General features: G+C 63.4%; 21 protein-coding genes. 7 read left to right on the top strand and 14 right to left on the bottom strand.

Annotated features, from left to right (window positions below):
• The first annotated feature begins 175 nt into the window (after nt 1-175).
• The 4 genes from AACZ65_RS17990 to AACZ65_RS17975 all read left to right on the top strand — a co-directional run bounded on the left by AACZ65_RS17990 (nt 176) and on the right by AACZ65_RS17975 (nt 3,331).
• Nucleotides 176-442 carry an I78 family peptidase inhibitor gene (locus AACZ65_RS17990; RefSeq protein ID WP_339673245.1) on the top strand — a complete coding sequence of 89 codons (267 nt, stop codon included), beginning with the start codon at nt 176-178 and terminating at the stop codon, nt 440-442.
• A 303-nt stretch (nt 443-745) separates the two neighbouring features.
• Nucleotides 746-2,392 (top strand): DNA polymerase Y family protein, encoded by a 1,647-nt coding sequence (locus AACZ65_RS17985; protein ID WP_339673243.1) that lies wholly within the window; start codon nt 746-748, stop codon nt 2,390-2,392.
• Between the two features lie 52 nt (nt 2,393-2,444).
• A complete protein-coding gene (locus AACZ65_RS17980; protein WP_339673241.1) occupies nt 2,445-2,792 on the top strand; it encodes a DUF2794 domain-containing protein in 348 nt (115 codons plus the stop codon).
• Nucleotides 2,789-3,331: an N-acetyltransferase gene (locus AACZ65_RS17975; protein ID WP_339673239.1), complete on the top strand. Its 543-nt coding sequence runs from the start codon at nt 2,789-2,791 to the stop codon at nt 3,329-3,331. Before AACZ65_RS17980 ends, AACZ65_RS17975 begins: the two co-directional genes overlap by 4 nt.
• A 4-nt stretch (nt 3,332-3,335) precedes the next feature.
• Here the strand turns inward: AACZ65_RS17975 and AACZ65_RS17970 are convergent, their stop codons facing one another.
• The 12 genes from AACZ65_RS17970 to AACZ65_RS17915 all read right to left on the bottom strand — a co-directional run bounded on the left by AACZ65_RS17970 (nt 3,336) and on the right by AACZ65_RS17915 (nt 10,942).
• A complete protein-coding gene (locus AACZ65_RS17970; RefSeq protein WP_339673237.1) occupies nt 3,336-3,506 on the bottom strand; it encodes a hypothetical protein in 171 nt (56 codons plus the stop codon).
• A gap of 143 nt (nt 3,507-3,649) precedes the next feature.
• Nucleotides 3,650-4,429 (bottom strand): succinate dehydrogenase iron-sulfur subunit, encoded by a 780-nt coding sequence (locus AACZ65_RS17965; RefSeq protein WP_297543327.1) that lies wholly within the window; start codon nt 4,427-4,429, stop codon nt 3,650-3,652.
• 14 nt (nt 4,430-4,443) lie between these two features.
• Nucleotides 4,444-4,764 carry a hypothetical protein gene (locus AACZ65_RS17960; RefSeq protein ID WP_037270289.1) on the bottom strand — a complete coding sequence of 107 codons (321 nt, stop codon included), beginning with the start codon at nt 4,762-4,764 and terminating at the stop codon, nt 4,444-4,446.
• Entirely contained in the window at nt 4,764-6,566 is a 1,803-nt protein-coding gene (gene sdhA, locus AACZ65_RS17955) for a succinate dehydrogenase flavoprotein subunit (RefSeq protein WP_339673233.1), read from the bottom strand. Before sdhA ends, AACZ65_RS17960 begins: the two co-directional genes overlap by 1 nt.
• A 12-nt stretch (nt 6,567-6,578) precedes the next feature.
• Nucleotides 6,579-6,950, bottom strand: coding sequence for a succinate dehydrogenase, hydrophobic membrane anchor protein (gene sdhD, locus AACZ65_RS17950; RefSeq protein WP_037270293.1), 372 nt, complete (start codon nt 6,948-6,950; stop codon nt 6,579-6,581).
• Between the two features lie 10 nt (nt 6,951-6,960).
• On the bottom strand, nt 6,961-7,344 hold the full coding sequence (sdhC, locus tag AACZ65_RS17945) for a succinate dehydrogenase, cytochrome b556 subunit (RefSeq protein WP_339673230.1): 384 nt from the start codon (nt 7,342-7,344) through the stop codon (nt 6,961-6,963).
• Between the two features lie 349 nt (nt 7,345-7,693).
• A complete protein-coding gene (locus tag AACZ65_RS17940; RefSeq protein ID WP_339673227.1) occupies nt 7,694-8,254 on the bottom strand; it encodes a F0F1 ATP synthase subunit B in 561 nt (186 codons plus the stop codon).
• Between the two features lie 5 nt (nt 8,255-8,259).
• Nucleotides 8,260-8,793, bottom strand: coding sequence for a F0F1 ATP synthase subunit B' (locus tag AACZ65_RS17935; protein ID WP_339673225.1), 534 nt, complete (start codon nt 8,791-8,793; stop codon nt 8,260-8,262).
• Between the two features lie 84 nt (nt 8,794-8,877).
• Nucleotides 8,878-9,114 carry a F0F1 ATP synthase subunit C gene (locus tag AACZ65_RS17930; protein ID WP_008279665.1) on the bottom strand — a complete coding sequence of 79 codons (237 nt, stop codon included), beginning with the start codon at nt 9,112-9,114 and terminating at the stop codon, nt 8,878-8,880.
• A gap of 100 nt (nt 9,115-9,214) precedes the next feature.
• A complete protein-coding gene (locus AACZ65_RS17925; protein WP_037270301.1) occupies nt 9,215-9,997 on the bottom strand; it encodes a F0F1 ATP synthase subunit A in 783 nt (260 codons plus the stop codon).
• Complete coding sequence (locus tag AACZ65_RS17920) at nt 9,987-10,328, bottom strand: AtpZ/AtpI family protein (protein ID WP_339673221.1); 342 nt, start codon at nt 10,326-10,328, stop codon at nt 9,987-9,989. Before AACZ65_RS17920 ends, AACZ65_RS17925 begins: the two co-directional genes overlap by 11 nt.
• A gap of 200 nt (nt 10,329-10,528) precedes the next feature.
• Nucleotides 10,529-10,942 (bottom strand): universal stress protein, encoded by a 414-nt coding sequence (locus AACZ65_RS17915; protein WP_339673219.1) that lies wholly within the window; start codon nt 10,940-10,942, stop codon nt 10,529-10,531.
• A 147-nt stretch (nt 10,943-11,089) separates the two neighbouring features.
• Here AACZ65_RS17915 and AACZ65_RS17910 point away from each other — a divergent pair, with 147 nt between their 5' ends.
• The gene (locus AACZ65_RS17910) at nt 11,090-11,425 is read left to right on the top strand and encodes a metalloregulator ArsR/SmtB family transcription factor (RefSeq protein WP_339673217.1); all 336 of its coding nucleotides are present in this window, start codon (nt 11,090-11,092) and stop codon (nt 11,423-11,425) included.
• A 12-nt stretch (nt 11,426-11,437) separates the two neighbouring features.
• Here AACZ65_RS17910 and AACZ65_RS17905 read toward each other — a convergent pair whose 3' ends face one another.
• Both AACZ65_RS17905 and AACZ65_RS17900 read right to left on the bottom strand, forming a co-directional pair.
• Nucleotides 11,438-12,331 (bottom strand): DMT family transporter, encoded by an 894-nt coding sequence (locus tag AACZ65_RS17905; RefSeq protein ID WP_339673248.1) that lies wholly within the window; start codon nt 12,329-12,331, stop codon nt 11,438-11,440.
• Nucleotides 12,328-13,209, bottom strand: coding sequence for a LysR family transcriptional regulator (locus AACZ65_RS17900; RefSeq protein ID WP_339673247.1), 882 nt, complete (start codon nt 13,207-13,209; stop codon nt 12,328-12,330). The genes AACZ65_RS17905 and AACZ65_RS17900 overlap by 4 nt, the downstream gene beginning before the upstream one ends.
• 129 nt (nt 13,210-13,338) lie before the next feature.
• Between AACZ65_RS17900 and AACZ65_RS17895 the strand changes: the two genes are divergently transcribed.
• Both AACZ65_RS17895 and ffh read left to right on the top strand, forming a co-directional pair.
• Entirely contained in the window at nt 13,339-13,878 is a 540-nt protein-coding gene (locus tag AACZ65_RS17895; protein WP_339673215.1) for a hypothetical protein, read from the top strand.
• Between the two features lie 156 nt (nt 13,879-14,034).
• Nucleotides 14,035-15,379: signal recognition particle protein (ffh, locus tag AACZ65_RS17890; RefSeq protein WP_339673213.1), on the top strand; the 1,345-nt coding region annotated here is incomplete at its 3' end.

Below are 15,379 nucleotides of genomic sequence, written 5' to 3'. Positions count from 1 at the left end.
CCATGATCTCCATCGGCTTGCCCGCCTCAACAGCAACCGCCGCTCGTGTGCGCATGATCTGTCCTTTCCTTGAAAATTTGCGGCAGTCTTGCGCCATGTTGCGCGGTGATTCAATATCGAGAGCGTCACGCAGACCCCGGACTGCGGCAATTTCTGCGGCAAGAGAGGCGAAACCATGAAGAAACCCCTTGGCACCGCCCTGATGATCGGGGCGCTGACGGGTTGTATCGGCCCGCAGGACACATCCCCCGAAGAGACCGCCTGCGGTGCGGCGCAGATGCAGGCGCTGATCGGCACGCCGGTCGCGGCGCAGGATTTCAGCGGGCACGCTGCCGTGCGCATCCTGCCGCCGGGGTCGATGGTGACGATGGATTACCGCCCCGACCGGCTGAATGTCGAACATGATGCAGACGGGGTGATCACGCGGGTCGCCTGCGGGTGAGGGGGCACCACGTCGAAATTCGATGTGACGGCTTTGATCAGCGCGGTGCGGCGGTGTCGGCTATCCCCCGCGCGGAACAAGGCGCGGCACGCGCCGCCGCGCGGATCGCTGGGCCGTCCCGCGGCCTAGCGATTTGGAGAGGGAGCGCTATGCTGTGGGATCACACGAACTTTGCGGGCATAAAGTGCAAGACGGTGCCGCTGCTTCGCTAGTCCCCGGCCCAGCAATCCGCGCTGCTGCTGACTCGACTCCGCCTGTCCCTCGCTCTATTTGAGTAAGAACAAATAGAGAACAACATTCACCATGCCCACCCGCCGCATCCTGTCGATCTGGTTTCCCCGGCTCGGGGCCGAGCGCCTGCTGCGGCGGGTGACGGACCCGGACGCGCGGCTCTTTGCGGTGGTCAGTGCCGAAGTGCAGACTCAAGTGCTGACCTCTGTCTCGCAGCGCGCCGAGGCGCTGGGGCTCAGGCCGGGCCAACCGCTGCGCACGGCGCAGGCGCTCTGCCCAGATCTCATCACCCGGCCGCGCAACCGCGCCGCAGAGGCGGCGTTTCTGGCGGCGCTGGGGCGGTGGGCCGGGCGGTTCTCGCCCTTGGTGGGGGTCGAGGGCAAGGCGGGCCTGCTCTTGGATGTCACCGGCTGCGCGCATCTCTTTGGCGGCGAGGCCGGGCTGATCGCCACGCTGCGCACAGAGGCGGGGGATCTGGGGCTGAGCCTGCGCTGTGGGCTGGCCGATACGGTCGGCGGGGCCTGGGCGCTGGCGCGCTATGCCGGGCAAGGGGTGGCGGCGCAGCGTTCAGGCGATGCCATTGACCAAGAGGCCCGCGCCACCCGGTCGCGCGCCGCCAAGCGGCGGCATTGGGAGCGGGGCGGCGCAGCCCCTGCGATGGCCGTCACGGCAGAGGCCGCCGAGATTGCCCCACCGGGACATCTGCCCGCGATGCTGGCCCCCCTGCCGGTGGCGGCACTGCGCCTGCCGCCCGCGCTGGTGGCGGATCTGGCGCGACTGGGGCTACGGCGGATCGGCGAGCTGGCGGCGCAGCCGCGCGCCAGCCTTGGCCGCCGCTTTGGCCCCGAGGTGATGTTGCGACTGGATCAGGCGCTGGGCCATGTGCCGGAACCGATGTCGCCCTCTGCCCCCGCCCCCCGCTTTGCCACGCGGCTGAGCCTGCCCGATCCGATCGGGCTGCGGGGCGATATGGAAGCGGCACTCTGCCGTCTGACCGAACGGCTCTGCCAGCTCTTGCAGAGCAAGGGACAGGGCGCGCGGCACCTGCGGCTGGAGGCTTACCGCGCCGATGGCGGGCTGCAGGCGGTCGAGGTGCGGCTGGCGCGCGCGGTGGACCGGCCTGAGGAGATGCGCCCCCTACTGGAGATGCAGCTTGACGGGATCGACGCCGGGTTCGGCATCGACATGCTGCGGCTCGAGGCGGTTGTGACCGCGCGGATGGAAACCCGGCAAGGCGAGAGCGGTCTGGGCCAAGGTCGAGGGGCCGGGGCGCAAGAGGCGGCGCTGGCCGATCTGATCACCCGGCTGGGCGGGCGCATCGGGCTGGAGGCGATCACCCGCCGCCATCCCGCCGAGAGCCATATTCCCGAAAAATCCGCGCTGACCCTTGCGGCGGCCTGGTCGGACCCCGCCCGCGGCCCCTGGCCTACACCCGAGGCGCGCCGACCGCTGCTGATCTGGTCGCCAGAGCCGGTGATGCGGCCCGAGCAGGGGGAGGCCACGCAGCCGTTTCGCTGGCGTGGGCGGGCGCATGAGGTGGTGGGGGCCATCGGGCCAGAGCGGATCGCGCCGGAATGGTGGCTGGAGGACCCGGAGTGGCGCAGCGGGGTGCGCGATTACTGGCAGGTGGTGACGACGCGCGGCGAGCGGCTCTGGCTCTTTCGCGCTCATGGCGGGCAAATCTCGGGCGGATGGTTCTGTCAGGGGCGGTTTGCCTGAGCATGCACGGAAAGCGCTTGATTTGCCGCAGGATTGGCGCAACTCTGAAACTATGAGTTTGCAAAGTCTTGGCCCGCTTGCGGGCGCGCATCCCTCAGCCCCACAAGTGGCGTTCCAGCGCAGCGAACTGGGTGTGATCCTGTCCCTCTACGGGCGGATGGTCGCAGCGGGGGAATGGCGCGATTACGGCATATCCTGCCTGCGCGAGGTGGCGGTCTTTTCAGTCTTTCGGCGCACCGCCGAACATCCGCTCTACCGGATCGAAAAGCGGCCCAAATTGCAGGGCAAACAGGGGCAATATGCGGTCATTGGAATGGATGGTCAGGTGCTGAAGCGCGGCCATGACCTGCGCACCGTGCTGCGGGTGCTCGAGCGCAAGCTGATCCGGGCGGTGGAATGACGCCGCAGCAAACCAAGCCGGCACAAGATCGCAACGCCGCGATCGCCCGACTTTTCGAAACCACCTTCACCGCCTCTGAGGGACCAGAGGAAGGCGTGTTGATCGGCACCTTGGTCCGAAGCCTGATGGACACGACCGATCCGGACGAGTTGCACGTATTTTACGTCGAGGACGAGGGGTTTGTTGGCGCCTGTATCCTGACGCGGCTGCGCCATGACGGTGAAACAGGTATCGCCTATCTTCTGTCCCCGGTTGCTGTGGCCCCGGAACGACAGGGCCAGGGCATCGGGCAGCGTATGATTTCAGAGGCGCTGGAGGCGCTGCGCGCCGCCGGGGTCGAGGCGGTAGTGACCTATGGGGACCCGGCATTTTACAGCCGGGTGGGGTTTTCTCCGGTCACGGTGGATGAGGTGGCCGCGCCCTTTGCGCTGTCACAGCCCGAGGGTTGGCTTGCACAATCGTTGACAGGCCAACCCCTGACACCGCGCAAGGGGCGCGCACGTTGCGCGCCCGCGCTCAGCGATCCGGCCTATTGGTAGGCTGTCACGCCTCGTAATAGGCATACATCTGATCGAGTGCGTCCAGACCGGGGGCTTGGGGCGCTTGGGGCAGGTTGGCGGGGGTTTCAGGCGTGTAATAGACCGCGACCCAATCGGGTGTGATCGGGGCCGGTTTCGGATCGGGGGCAGCGGGGGTTTTAACCGGGTAAGCCATGGGTTTATCTCCATATTTCCATGACACCTACATAATCCTCTGCGCTGCGGCATAAACCGCCAAGGACGCAGTCTCGCCATGCGCCCGGTGCAATGCAAAAGGCCCCGGCAATGCGCCGGGGCCTTTTGCGGAACGGGTGGCTATCAGACGTGCCGCTCGACCATCATCTTCTTGATTTCGGCGATGGCCTTGGCAGGGTTGAGACCCTTGGGGCAGGTCTTGGTGCAGTTCATGATGGTGTGGCAGCGGTAGAGCTTGAACGGGTCTTCCAGATCATCCAGACGCTCGCCGGTGGCCTCGTCGCGGCTGTCGATGATCCAGCGATAGGCATGCAGAAGAGCGGCCGGTCCAAGGTATTTGTCGCCATTCCACCAATAGGACGGGCAAGAGGTAGAGCAGGAGGCGCACATCACGCATTCATAGAGCCCGTCGAGTTTCTCGCGGTCCTCGATGCTCTGCCGCCACTCTTTTGCGGGGCGGTTGGTCTTGGTCTCGAGCCAGGGCATGATGCTGGCGTGCTGGGCGTAGAAATGCGTAAGGTCGGGGATCAGATCCTTGACCACCGGCATATGCGGCAGCGGATAGATTTTCACATCGCCCTTGATCTCGTCCATGCCATAGATACAGGCCAGCGTGTTGATCCCGTCGATATTCATCGCGCAAGAGCCGCAAATCCCCTCGCGGCAGGAGCGGCGGAAGGTGAGTGTGGGATCAATCTCGTTCTTGATCTTGATCAGCGCGTCCAGAACCATCGGGCCGCAGGTGTCCATATCCACGAAATAGGTGTCGACGCGCGGGTTTTTGCCATCGTCGGGGTTCCAGCGGTAAATCTGGAACTTGCGCACATTTTTGGCGCCCTCGGGCTTGGGCCATGTCTTGCCCGTGGTCATGCGCGAATTCTTGGGGAGTGTGAGTTGAACCATCTTGCTACTCCTTGTCAGCCGCCCAAGAGGGTCAGGCTATTTTGGGCAATACATTGCACGGCCTCGGGGCGCTGTGCGATTGCGATCACTTGCTGCGTGGTTTCAGGCGTGACACCGGCCACGCTGGCGCTTGCGATCTGAATGATCTCTCCGGCAGAGGCGGCATCAATCACGCAATCGGTGATCGGGGCGGCGTTGAGACCGGGAAACCGCTGTGCGACGACCGTGTTGACCACGCTCTTGGCCCGCTCGCGCGCGAGGGTGTCGGCGACCTGATTGGTCGCGTCACAGGCACCCAGCGTCGCAAGCGCAAGACAGGCCAAGAGTATCCGCATCAGAACGTCCGTTCCTTTGGTGCGATCTTCTTGAGGCTGATGCCACCCTTGTCCTCGGTTGTCAGAGGATCGGTGATGATCGGGCGATAGCTCAGATCGACGGTATTGCCTTCGACCCGCGCAATCGTGTGAACGCGCCAGTTTTCATCGTCGCGGGTGCTGAAATCCTCGTGCGCATGCGCGCCGCGGCTTTCCTTGCGGGCTTCGGCCCCAAAGATCGTGGCCAGCGCATTGGGCATGAGATTGGTCAGCTCCAGCGTTTCCATCAGGTCGCTGTTCCACACAAGGCTGCGGTCCGTCACCTTGAGATCACCCATCTTGGCGGCGACAGCCTTCATCTTCTCGACGCCTTCGGCGAGCGATTTCGAGGTACGGAACACGGCGGCATCCGCCTGCATGGTCCTTTGCATCTCGAGCCGCAATTCGGCGGTGGGCACCGCACCTGTGGCATGACGCAGCCCGTCAAAGCGGCTGAGCGCCTTGTCCACCTCGGCCTTGTTGGTGGCAGGCACCGCCGCGTCGCGGTCCACGACCTTGCCCGCGCGAATGGCAGCGGCGCGGCCAAAGACCACAAGGTCGATGAGCGAGTTGGAGCCAAGCCGGTTCGCGCCATGCACAGAGGCGCAGCCCGCCTCGCCCACGGCCATCAGACCGGGGACGACGGCATGGGGATCGTCATTGGTGGGATTGACCACCTCACCCCAATAGTTCGTGGGCACACCGCCCATGTTGTAATGCACGGTGGGCAGAACCGGGATCGGTTCCTTGGTCACGTCGACCCCGGCAAAGATGCGCGCGCTCTCGGAAATGCCCGGCAGGCGCAGATGCAGCGCCTCGGGCGGCAGGTGGCTGAGGTTGAGGTGGATGTGATCGCCATCCGCCCCCACGCCGCGCCCTTCGCGGATTTCCATCGTCATGCAGCGGCTGACATAGTCGCGGGGGGCGAGATCCTTGTAGTTGGGCGCATAGCGTTCCATGAAACGCTCGCCCTCGGAATTGGTGAGGTATCCGCCCTCGCCGCGCGCGCCCTCGGTGATGAGGCAGCCGGCGCCGAAAATGCCCGTGGGGTGGAATTGCACGAATTCCATGTCTTGCAGCGGCAGACCGGCGCGCGCCACCATCCCGCCGCCGTCGCCGGTGCAGGTATGGGCAGAAGTGGCGCTGAAATAGGCGCGGCCATAGCCGCCCGTGGCCAGAACGACCATCTTGGCGTTAAAGACATGGATGGTGCCATCATCGAGCTTCCAGCAGACGACGCCGGTGCAGGCGCCATCGGTCATGATCAGATCAATGGCGAAATATTCGATGTAGAATTCGGCCTTTTGCTTGAGGCTCTGACCATAGAGCGTGTGCAGAATGGCGTGGCCGGTGCGGTCGGCGGCAGCACAGGTGCGCTGCACGGGCGGGCCTTCGCCGAATTCGGTGGTGTGGCCACCAAAGGGGCGCTGATAGATCTTGCCCTCTTCGGTGCGGGAAAACGGCACGCCGTAATGCTCGAGCTCATAGACGGCCTTGGGCGCCTCGCGCGCGAGATATTCCATCGCGTCGGTATCGCCCAGCCAGTCCGAGCCCTTGACCGTGTCATACATATGCCACTGCCAGCTATCCGGGCCCATGTTGCCAAGGCTTGCGGCGATGCCGCCCTGTGCGGCGACAGTGTGCGAGCGGGTCGGGAAAACCTTGGTCACGCAGGCCGTGCGCAGGCCCTGTTCGGCCATGCCGAGCGTGGCGCGCAGCCCCGCGCCGCCCGCGCCCACAACCACGACGTCATAATCATGCGTCTCGTATTCATAAGCAGCCATTTGTTCAGGTCCTCAAAGCGCGATCTTGGCGAGGGCGAAAAGCCCGGTGGCGATCAGCCCGTAACTCAGAACGGTCACGGCAATAATCAGGCCGCGGCGTGTGCTGCCGTGGCTGTAATCCTCGATCATCGTCTGCGCGCCGCTGGCAAAGTGCCGAAGGCCGAAGAAGATCACGAGGCCGGTGAGAATGGCCATCGCCGGATGCGAAAACGCGGCCAGCACCTCGGCGCGGTCGCCGCCCAAGGCGCGACCAAAGGCCACCAGAAACACCGGGATGATCAAGGCAAGGCCGACGCCGGACAGTTTCATATACCAGAAATGTTCGGTCCCGGTGCCAGCAGCGCCTTTGCCCTCGGCGCGTTTGCGTGCGGTCAGATATCGCATGATGCTCTCCTCAGACCAGAAGCAGGGTAATGACGGTCAAAACGACCGAACCGATGATGCAGCCCCAGCCGAGTTTCTCGGCGGTGGGAATATCCATCCCCTTGCCCGCGTCAAAATAAAAGTGCCGCAAACCGGCAAGGTAGTGATACCACACCGCCCAGACCGAGAGCGACAGGACCAGATCGCCGAACCAGGAGGTGACGACCGCATCGGCCATTGCGAAATAGGCGTCAGAGGTCGAGGCCGCCAAGAGCCACCACACGATCAAGAGCGCCGCCACGATCAGAGCATTGCCGGTAATCCGGGTCAGGATCGAGGTGATCGAGGTCAGTTGCGGGCGGTAGATTTGCAGGTGCGGCGAAAGCGGGCGTTCAACCGGTTTGGTTTCAGCCATGGAGCAACTCCTTTGCAGATGGCGGGCGGCGCGACAGCCGTCTTTTGCTGGGTTTCTTGTTATACTTTTTCTCAGGCATGTCACCTGCCCGACGCGTCAAAACCCCGGTTTTGGGTCAATTGGCCGCAAAAATCTTGCGTTTGTGATCACGAAAATAATCGTGTGATCACAAATAAGGTTAATGGGAATCAGGTTTTCCGAGTGGGTTTGCCTGAGTCTCTGGATGAAATTCTCAAAAGTCGAACAGAGTCGCCCGACCGATCCAGATTTTTGTGATCACAAAAACCAACCAGACATGAAAAAGCCCGGGGCGTTTCCGACCCGGGCCAATTCCGTGACATATGGCTGCTTAGTGCAGCTTGGCTTCGACATCCGCGATGGCGGCGTCAATCAGCGCGTTGCCATCAGCGGCGGTCATCTGCTTGGCGATCACGTCGCGCGCCGCAGCGACGGCCACGACAACAGCCTGATCGCGCACGTCGCGGATGGCGCGTGCCTCGGCGCTGGCGATCTGCTCTTCGGCGGCCTGCATACGGCGGGCGATCGAAGCCTTGATCTCATCCTTGGCCTCTTCGGCGGCGGCGTTGGCCTCTTCCTTGGCATGCGCCACGATACGGTCGGCCTGCGCCTGCACATCCTTTTGCTTGCGCTCATAGCTGGCAAGCAGGGTCTGTGCCTCTTCGCGCAGCGCGCGCGCCTCATCGAGTTCGGCCTTGATATTATCGGCCCTCTCGTCGAGTTTCTTGCCCAAAAGTGCGGGCACCTTGACGTAAATCAGGAAGCCGACAAAGAGCAGGAAGGCGAGCAGAACCACGAAATTGGTATTGGCGAGCGAGAAGAACGGACCCGAAGCCGCCAGCGCGGGGCTGGCGAAGACGGCGGCAACCATGGTCAGAAGCGTCTTTTGCATGGCAGTTATCCCTTCATCCGGTCGGCAACAGCGGCCCCGACGGTTTTCACGTCGGCCTTGCCACCCATGACGGCAACGATCTCGGCTGCGGCCGCGACGGCCACTTCCTTGACGCTGTCCATGGCACTGGCCCGGATGTCGGCAATCTTTTGTTCGCCTTCCGCTGCGCGAGCGGCAATCTCGGCATCCGCCTTGGCGGTGGCGGCGTCCAGCTCGGCCTTGATCTCGGCCTTGGCCTGACCCACGATGGTCTGTGCCTCGGCACGGGCATCGGCCAGCGCCTTGAGATAAGCCTGTTCCGCCTCAACCGCCTTGGCCTTGAGGTCCTCGGCAGCGGCGAGGTCGTTGGTGATGGCTCCCTTACGCTCTGCCAACACGGCCGCGATGCGCGGCAGCGCGATGCGTGACAGGACAAAGTAAATCACGACCAGCGTGACGAGGAGCCAGAAAATCTGGTTGCCAAAGGTCGAAAAATCCAGCTGGGGCAGGCCCGGCGTGGATGCGGCTTGACCAGCGGCGTCATGCGTTTCGCTTGCCATGTCGTCCTCCTAGGGAAAGTTCCGTGTCACCGAGGGGTGGCGGTGCGCCACCCCCCAGCCGTAAGGATCAGCTACCCGAGAGACTTAGACAGCGAACATCAGCAGAAGCGCGACGAGGAACGAGAAGATCCCCAGAGCTTCTGCGAAGGCGATGCCGATGAACAGCGTCGCGGTCTGGCCAGCAGCGGCCGAAGGGTTGCGCAGCGCGCCAGCGAGGAAGTTGCCGGCAACATTGCCCACACCCATCGCAGCCCCGCCCATGCCCATGCAGGCCAGGCCAGCGCCGATATATGCACCCATTTGAACGATATCGCCTTCCATAGTGATGTCTCCTTACGTTGGAATTGGCATTGGTCGGTTGGTCGTGAGACGGGCGAACCCGCCGTCGTTTCGTAAGGTGGGTGAAACCCACCGCCTCCTGTTAGTGGCTCGGATGCAGGGCATCCTTGAGATAGACACAGGTCAGGATGGTAAAGACGTAGGCCTGAATGAAGGCCACCAGCACCTCGAGCGCATAGATGGTCGAGATAGCGAGGATCGAAAGCGGCGTCACCACGATGCCGATCCCGGTCGAGATCAGGATCATCGGCGCGAAGGCCGCGAACACTTTGACCACGGCGTGACCGGCCATCATGTTACCGGCAAGACGGATCGAATGGCTGACGGGACGCACGAAGTAGGAAATCACCTCGATCAGCGCCAGAACCGGGCGCAGCGCGAGCGGCGCGGAACTGACCCAGAACAGCCCAAGAAACCCCGCGCCATGCTTGACGAAGCCCACGATGGTAACGGTCAGGAACACCATCACCGCCATCACAGCCGTCACCGCGATATGGCTCGTGGTGGTGAAGGCCATCGGCAGAAGGCCGAGGAAGTTGGCGAAGAGGATGAACAGAAACAGCGTCATGATATAGGGGAAGAACACCAGCGCGTCCTTGCCCGCGACATCCTCGACCATCTTGCGGACGAAATCATAAAGAAGCTCGGCCACGGATTGCGTGCGCGTGGGGATCGTGGCCCGGCGCGAGGTGCCCATGACCAGAAGCGCGATGATCGCCAGAACCGTCAGCGCCATCCAAAGCGTGACATTGGTCAGGGTAAAGACGCCCACGGCACCGTCGCCAAAGAGCGGCTTGACCATGAACTGATCCATCGGGTGGAAAACCAGACCGGGTTCCCCGGCACCGTGCGCTTCAGTCGCCATTCTTTGCCCTCTCATCCCCGCCTTGCGCGGGCTTGTCCATGCCTTGCTGGATCTCGGCGGCGCTGCGCATCATCGTCTTGACGCCCGCGACCACCCCCAGCAACGTGAAGATGACAAGGAACACCGGCATCGTCCCCAAGAGGATATCCAGCCCGTATCCCATGCCGAAGCCGATCAAAAGACCGGCCACCAGCTCGATCACCATCCGCCAGGCCATTTGCGCCTGAGAATAATGCTCGTCCTGATGAGGCTTGGGCGCGTCCTTCGCCTTGAGCTTTGCGATCTTCGCCTCCAGCTCTGCCAGTTGCGCGCGCTGCTCGGGATCGGTCACGAAAGCCCCCTCAGGATGTTGCGCTTGTGCTAGGGCCTGAGCGCGCCTGAGTCAAGCACCCCACGGGCAACGGCAGCACTGACGTAAGCCACTGTTTTATTGAATATTTTACCCAAGAAGAAACAGGGTGGCCATTCTGCCGCAACCGTCCCGGGGCCGCGTGACGGCGGTTTGGCATATTCAACCGATTGGTTGAGTTTTCAACGCACGACCAGAACCGACACCTTGGCATGAGCCGCGATATAGCCGCCATGCGAGGCAAAGATATGCTCAAGAAAGCCGGGCACGTGGCTGGCCACCACCACAAGATCCGCACCGGTCCGCTCAATCGCGTGCATCAGTGCCGATGTGGTTTCGACCTCGGGGTCATGGCTGATAATCGGTTCGGCGTCGACCGTGACGGCATATTTGTCACGCAGATCATCGGCAAAACGATGGAGTGTCTGCGTGAACTCGGCAGCGTTATGGCCAAGCTCGTTGGGCAGCTCTCCTCCCACGCCCACCACTATGATACGGGCACCGTGGCGTTTGGCGATATCGCCCGCCACATCAAGCGCCTTGGCCAATGTGTCCTTGTGGAGCAGATCGACCGGAACCAGGATTGTCGAGAACATGGTCTTTCCTTTCGTGTTTCCGTTTCGCGTCTGCCCAGCCTAACGGCTGGCGCGCGCGCCCACCTTGTCACAGATCAAGGCCGATTTCAGCCCTTGCGGCATGGATCAGCCGTTGACGCAGGGCGTACGCTTGGGCTTATGAAGGGCATGCACAATGCGCCCGCCCTCGATATGGTCTTTGCCGCCCTCGCCGATCCCACCCGGCGCGCGATCCTGTCGATGCTGCTGGAGGATGACATGGCGGTCACGGATGTGGCCGAACCCTTCGAGATGAGTCTTGCCGCGATTTCCAAGCATCTGGTCATTCTGGGCCGTGCCGGGCTGATCACGCAGGAACGCCGGGGCCGCGTGACATGGTGCAAGCTGGAACCGGACGCGCTGCGCGATGCCTCGATCTGGATGCAGAGCTTTGGGCAGTTCGAGGCGGTCAATCTTGATGCGTTCGAGCGGTTTTTACAAAGCGAATTGCCGGATGAGGGCTGACGCGCGGTGGCGCTATCTGATCGCGGCACTTTCATCCTTTAGCAACAGCACCAGCGCAACCACCGTCAGCCCCACCCCCATGAGCACCACCGGCTGTGGCAAGGGATGCCCCAACGCCGTCTGCCAGAGCGCAACCCAAGTGGGGGTGAGATAGGTATAGGCCATCACCTTTGCACTGGGCAGGTTGAGGCTGGCGTATTGCAGGCAGACAAAGGTTATCGCCGTGGCAAAGACCGCCGTGTAGACAATGGTGATCCAGACGATGGCGGGCAAGCTTGACCAATCGGTCGCGCGCAGGTCGCCCCAACCTGCGGCTGTCAACAAGAGCGCCGCCCCAAGCATCGTCCCAAAGGAAAACACCACCGGACGCTCGCCGCGATTGAGGCGGCGCACCAGCGGCGTATAGATGGCATGGGCCGCGCAGCCGAAGAAATAGATCGCCTCGCCGCGCCCGACCTCGAACGCCATGAGCGCCGAGACATCAGCGCGAAAGATGACCCAAAGCGCGCCCATCGCCCCGACGCCCAAGGCAACCGCCATGCGCGGCGTTGTGATTTGGCGCAAGAGCAGATAGCCCGCGATCCCCGCCATGATCGGGGTGAGGGTAAAGACCGCCGCTGCCGAAACTGGCGCTGCGGTCTTGAGTCCCTCGAACATCATCACGAAATAGAGCCCCATCGCACAGCCAAGCAGCAAGTAGCGCCACGGGGCAGACCATGTGCTGCGCGGAATGCCTCGGCCCAGCATCGCCCCCGTGCCGAGGATCACGGCGGCCAGCAGAAATCGCGGTGCGTTGAGCGCGGCAGGCGCAATATGCTGCGCCGCCATGGACCCCAGCGCGAACGACCCCGCCACCAGCCCAGAGAAACAGAGCATCGCGAGATGCCCCTTGAGGGCTGGTGTCACGCCACTGGCCACGCCGCTGCGCGCTCCTTGAGATGGCTCAGGAACGCCTGAACCTTGGTGGTGCGGTGCAAGTCCATATGCGTCACCAGCCAGAGGGGTGCGACCCATTCGGGACGGGGCGGCATCACCTGAATGAGCCCCGGCATTTCCGCCGCCTGCAGGACGGAGGTGAACCCGATCCCGGCCCCGGCGAGAATAGCATTACGCTGGGCGTGCACATCGCCCGAGCGAAACACGATGGCCTCAGTCGGCACATTCTCTTGCAGCCAGCGCAGGAACGGCGCGCGCGTCTTGGGGTCATCGGCCCCGATGAACCGGTGCTTGGCCAGCTCCTCGGGCCCCTTGGGCAGGCCGTGGCGTGCCACATAGCCCTCGCTCGCATAAAGGGTGAATTGCTGCTGAAAGAAGGGCTGCACCACATTGTCGGGTTGATCGGGCACCGAGCCTGCCCGGATCGCCACATGCGCCTCGCCATATTCCAGCCGAAACAGGCGGTCGCCGGTCAGATAACGCACCACCAATGCCGGATACATCTCTTGAAACGCGGCCAGCACCGGCACGAGCAGATGGCTCAGACCGCCGACCGAGGTCACGACAAGCTCGCCCGACACGTCATTGCCCTGCCCCTTGATGCGACCAGCCAACTGGTTGAACTGATCATCCGTCGCCTGCGCCACCCGGAGCAGGTCTTCGCCCGCCTCAGTGGGCGTATAGCCGCGCGCATGCCGCTGAAAGAGCTTGACGCCCAACCGCTCTTCGAGCGCGTCGATATGGCGGATGACGGTGGCATGATGCACGCCCAGCACCTCTGCCGCGCCGCTTACCGTGCCGATCCGCGCCACGTTATAGGCGGTCCGCACCTCGTCCCAATTCTCCATCATACCGATCACCCCGCCCGGCCGCCTCATTGCGGCGCAACTATGCTGCGGCGGCGCGGCGGTTGCAATCACCCGCGATGCGCGTAGCATGGCGAAACCCTCACCCAGAACAGAACGCTGATGAAAGTCATGCATAACAGTCCGGATCTGCTGATCCTCGAAGAGATGCCATGGTTCATCGCGATCATGCTCAGCCTCTTTACCCTCACATTCGCGGCGATCGGGCTCTTGGTTCTGTCGCAGACGCTGGTGGGTGGTCTGGTGTTCCTGCTGGTCGGCGGCGGCATGGGGTTGGCGGGCATCGGGGTCTTTGTCGAGCGGTTGCAACTCATCCTCGATGCGGGCACGGGCCGCGTGACCCTGCGCTCTCGCACCATCTTTCGCCACCGCGAGACGGTCTTTGACCTCTCGGACCTGATCCGCGCCACGGGCGAGAGCACCCTGTCGGGCGGTGAGAACAGCACCGATCCGTCGCGCGCGCGCCGCCGCGTGCATCGCCCCACGCTCGTGCTGCGCGACGGGGCGGGCGGCCCCCCGCTCTTGCACCCGGTCACCGAGATCTATGACAGCAGTCGCTCTTCGGCGCAGGCGGTGCGCGCGATCAACCAATGGCTCGCCGAGCTGCGCGGTCCCGACCCCACGCTTGACTCTGCCCCACCCTCGCGCTAAACGCCCCCCAATCCCCGGAGGCCAATGCTTCCGGTCCCGGCCCTGTGTCGGGATCGCCCCCCGTCAGCGCGTTGCGCCCACGGGGGCGTTTATCGTTTGAACCGTTGCCCTTATGTTGGGGGTGACATGGCAGCAACCGGCAAAGGAGCCTGAGCGATGTTTGAAAATCTATCCGAACGCCTCTCTGGGGTCTTTGACCGGCTGACGAAACAGGGCGCGCTATCCGAAGAGGATGTGAAAACGGCCCTGCGCGAAGTGCGCGTGGCGCTCTTGGAGGCTGACGTATCGCTGCCCGTCGCGCGTGATTTCATCAAGACCGTCGAGAGCCGCGCCACCGGGCAGGCCGTCACCAAATCCGTGACCCCCGGCCAACAGGTCGTCAAGATCGTGCATGACGCGCTGGTCGAGACCCTGCGCGGCGCGGGCGATCCCGGCGCGCTCAAGATCGACAACCCGCCTGCGCCAATCCTCATGGTCGGCCTGCAAGGCTCGGGTAAAACCACCACCACCGCCAAACTCGCCAAGCGGCTCAAGGACCGCGAGGGCAAGCGCGTGCTCATGGGGTCGCTCGACACCAACCGCCCGGCGGCCATGGAACAGCTTGCGATCCTGGGCAAACAGATCGGGGTCGATACCCTGCCCATCGTCAAGGGCGAAGACCCGGTCGCCATCGCCAAACGCGCCAAGACCCAAGCGGCGCTTGGCGGCTATGACGTCTACATGCTCGACACCGCAGGCCGGTTGCACATCGACGCGGAGCTGATCGCGCAGGCGGCGGCGGTGCGCGATGTGGCGCAACCGCGCGAAACGCTGCTGGTGGTCGATGGCCTGACCGGTCAGGACGCGGTCAACGTCGCCACGGAGTTTGACGACAAGATCGGCGTGACCGGCGTGGTCCTGACCCGGATGGATGGCGATGGGCGCGGCGGTGCCGCCCTCTCGATGCGCGCGATCACCGGCAAGCCCATTCGCTTTGTCGGTCTCGGCGAAAAGATGGACGCCATCGAAACCTTCGAGCCAGAGCGTATCGCGGGCCGTATCCTCGGCATGGGCGATATCGTGGCGCTGGTGGAAAAGGCGCAGGAAACCATCGAGGCGGCCGAGGCCGAAAAGATGATGCGCCGCATGGCCAAGGGTCAGTTCAACATGAACGACCTCAAGGGCCAGTTGGAGCAGATGCAGAAGATGGGCGGCATGCAGGGCCTCATGGGCATGATGCCCGGCATGGGCAAGATGGCCAAACAGGTCGAGGATGCCGGCTTTGACGACAAGATGCTGACCCGTCAGATCGCCATGATCCAGTCGATGACAAAGAAAGAGCGCGCCAATCCCGCGCTGCTTCAGGCCAGCCGCAAAAAGCGCATCGCCGCCGGGTCGGGCATGGAGGTGTCTGACCTCAACAAGCTGCTCAAGATGCATCGCCAGATGGCGGACATGATGAAGAAAATGGGCAAGATGGGCAAAGGCGGCATGCTGAAACAGGCCATGAAGGGCATGTTCG

Origin of the sequence: uncultured Roseovarius sp. (assembly GCF_963972555.1) — a bacterium.
Lineage (GTDB): Bacteria > Pseudomonadota > Alphaproteobacteria > Rhodobacterales > Rhodobacteraceae > Roseovarius > Roseovarius mucosus.
This window is presented reverse-complemented; position numbering and strand designations above follow the sequence as displayed.

Coding starts and splice junctions, on each gene's coding strand:
- AACZ65_RS17990 (WP_339673245.1), top strand. CDS start 176: ATGAAGAAACCCCTTGGCACCGCCCTGATGATCGGGGCGCTGACGGGT.
- AACZ65_RS17985 (WP_339673243.1), top strand. CDS start 746: ATGCCCACCCGCCGCATCCTGTCGATCTGGTTTCCCCGGCTCGGGGCC.
- AACZ65_RS17980 (WP_339673241.1), top strand. CDS start 2,445: ATGAGTTTGCAAAGTCTTGGCCCGCTTGCGGGCGCGCATCCCTCAGCC.
- AACZ65_RS17975 (WP_339673239.1), top strand. CDS start 2,789: ATGACGCCGCAGCAAACCAAGCCGGCACAAGATCGCAACGCCGCGATC.
- AACZ65_RS17970 (WP_339673237.1), bottom strand. CDS start 3,506: ATGGCTTACCCGGTTAAAACCCCCGCTGCCCCCGATCCGAAACCGGCC.
- AACZ65_RS17965 (WP_297543327.1), bottom strand. CDS start 4,429: ATGGTTCAACTCACACTCCCCAAGAATTCGCGCATGACCACGGGCAAG.
- AACZ65_RS17960 (WP_037270289.1), bottom strand. CDS start 4,764: ATGCGGATACTCTTGGCCTGTCTTGCGCTTGCGACGCTGGGTGCCTGT.
- sdhA (WP_339673233.1), bottom strand. CDS start 6,566: ATGGCTGCTTATGAATACGAGACGCATGATTATGACGTCGTGGTTGTG.
- sdhD (WP_037270293.1), bottom strand. CDS start 6,950: ATGCGATATCTGACCGCACGCAAACGCGCCGAGGGCAAAGGCGCTGCT.
- sdhC (WP_339673230.1), bottom strand. CDS start 7,344: ATGGCTGAAACCAAACCGGTTGAACGCCCGCTTTCGCCGCACCTGCAA.
- AACZ65_RS17940 (WP_339673227.1), bottom strand. CDS start 8,254: ATGCAAAAGACGCTTCTGACCATGGTTGCCGCCGTCTTCGCCAGCCCC.
- AACZ65_RS17935 (WP_339673225.1), bottom strand. CDS start 8,793: ATGGCAAGCGAAACGCATGACGCCGCTGGTCAAGCCGCATCCACGCCG.
- AACZ65_RS17930 (WP_008279665.1), bottom strand. CDS start 9,114: ATGGAAGGCGATATCGTTCAAATGGGTGCATATATCGGCGCTGGCCTG.
- AACZ65_RS17925 (WP_037270301.1), bottom strand. CDS start 9,997: ATGGCGACTGAAGCGCACGGTGCCGGGGAACCCGGTCTGGTTTTCCAC.
- AACZ65_RS17915 (WP_339673219.1), bottom strand. CDS start 10,942: ATGTTCTCGACAATCCTGGTTCCGGTCGATCTGCTCCACAAGGACACA.
- AACZ65_RS17910 (WP_339673217.1), top strand. CDS start 11,090: ATGCACAATGCGCCCGCCCTCGATATGGTCTTTGCCGCCCTCGCCGAT.
- AACZ65_RS17900 (WP_339673247.1), bottom strand. CDS start 13,209: ATGGAGAATTGGGACGAGGTGCGGACCGCCTATAACGTGGCGCGGATC.
- AACZ65_RS17895 (WP_339673215.1), top strand. CDS start 13,339: ATGCATAACAGTCCGGATCTGCTGATCCTCGAAGAGATGCCATGGTTC.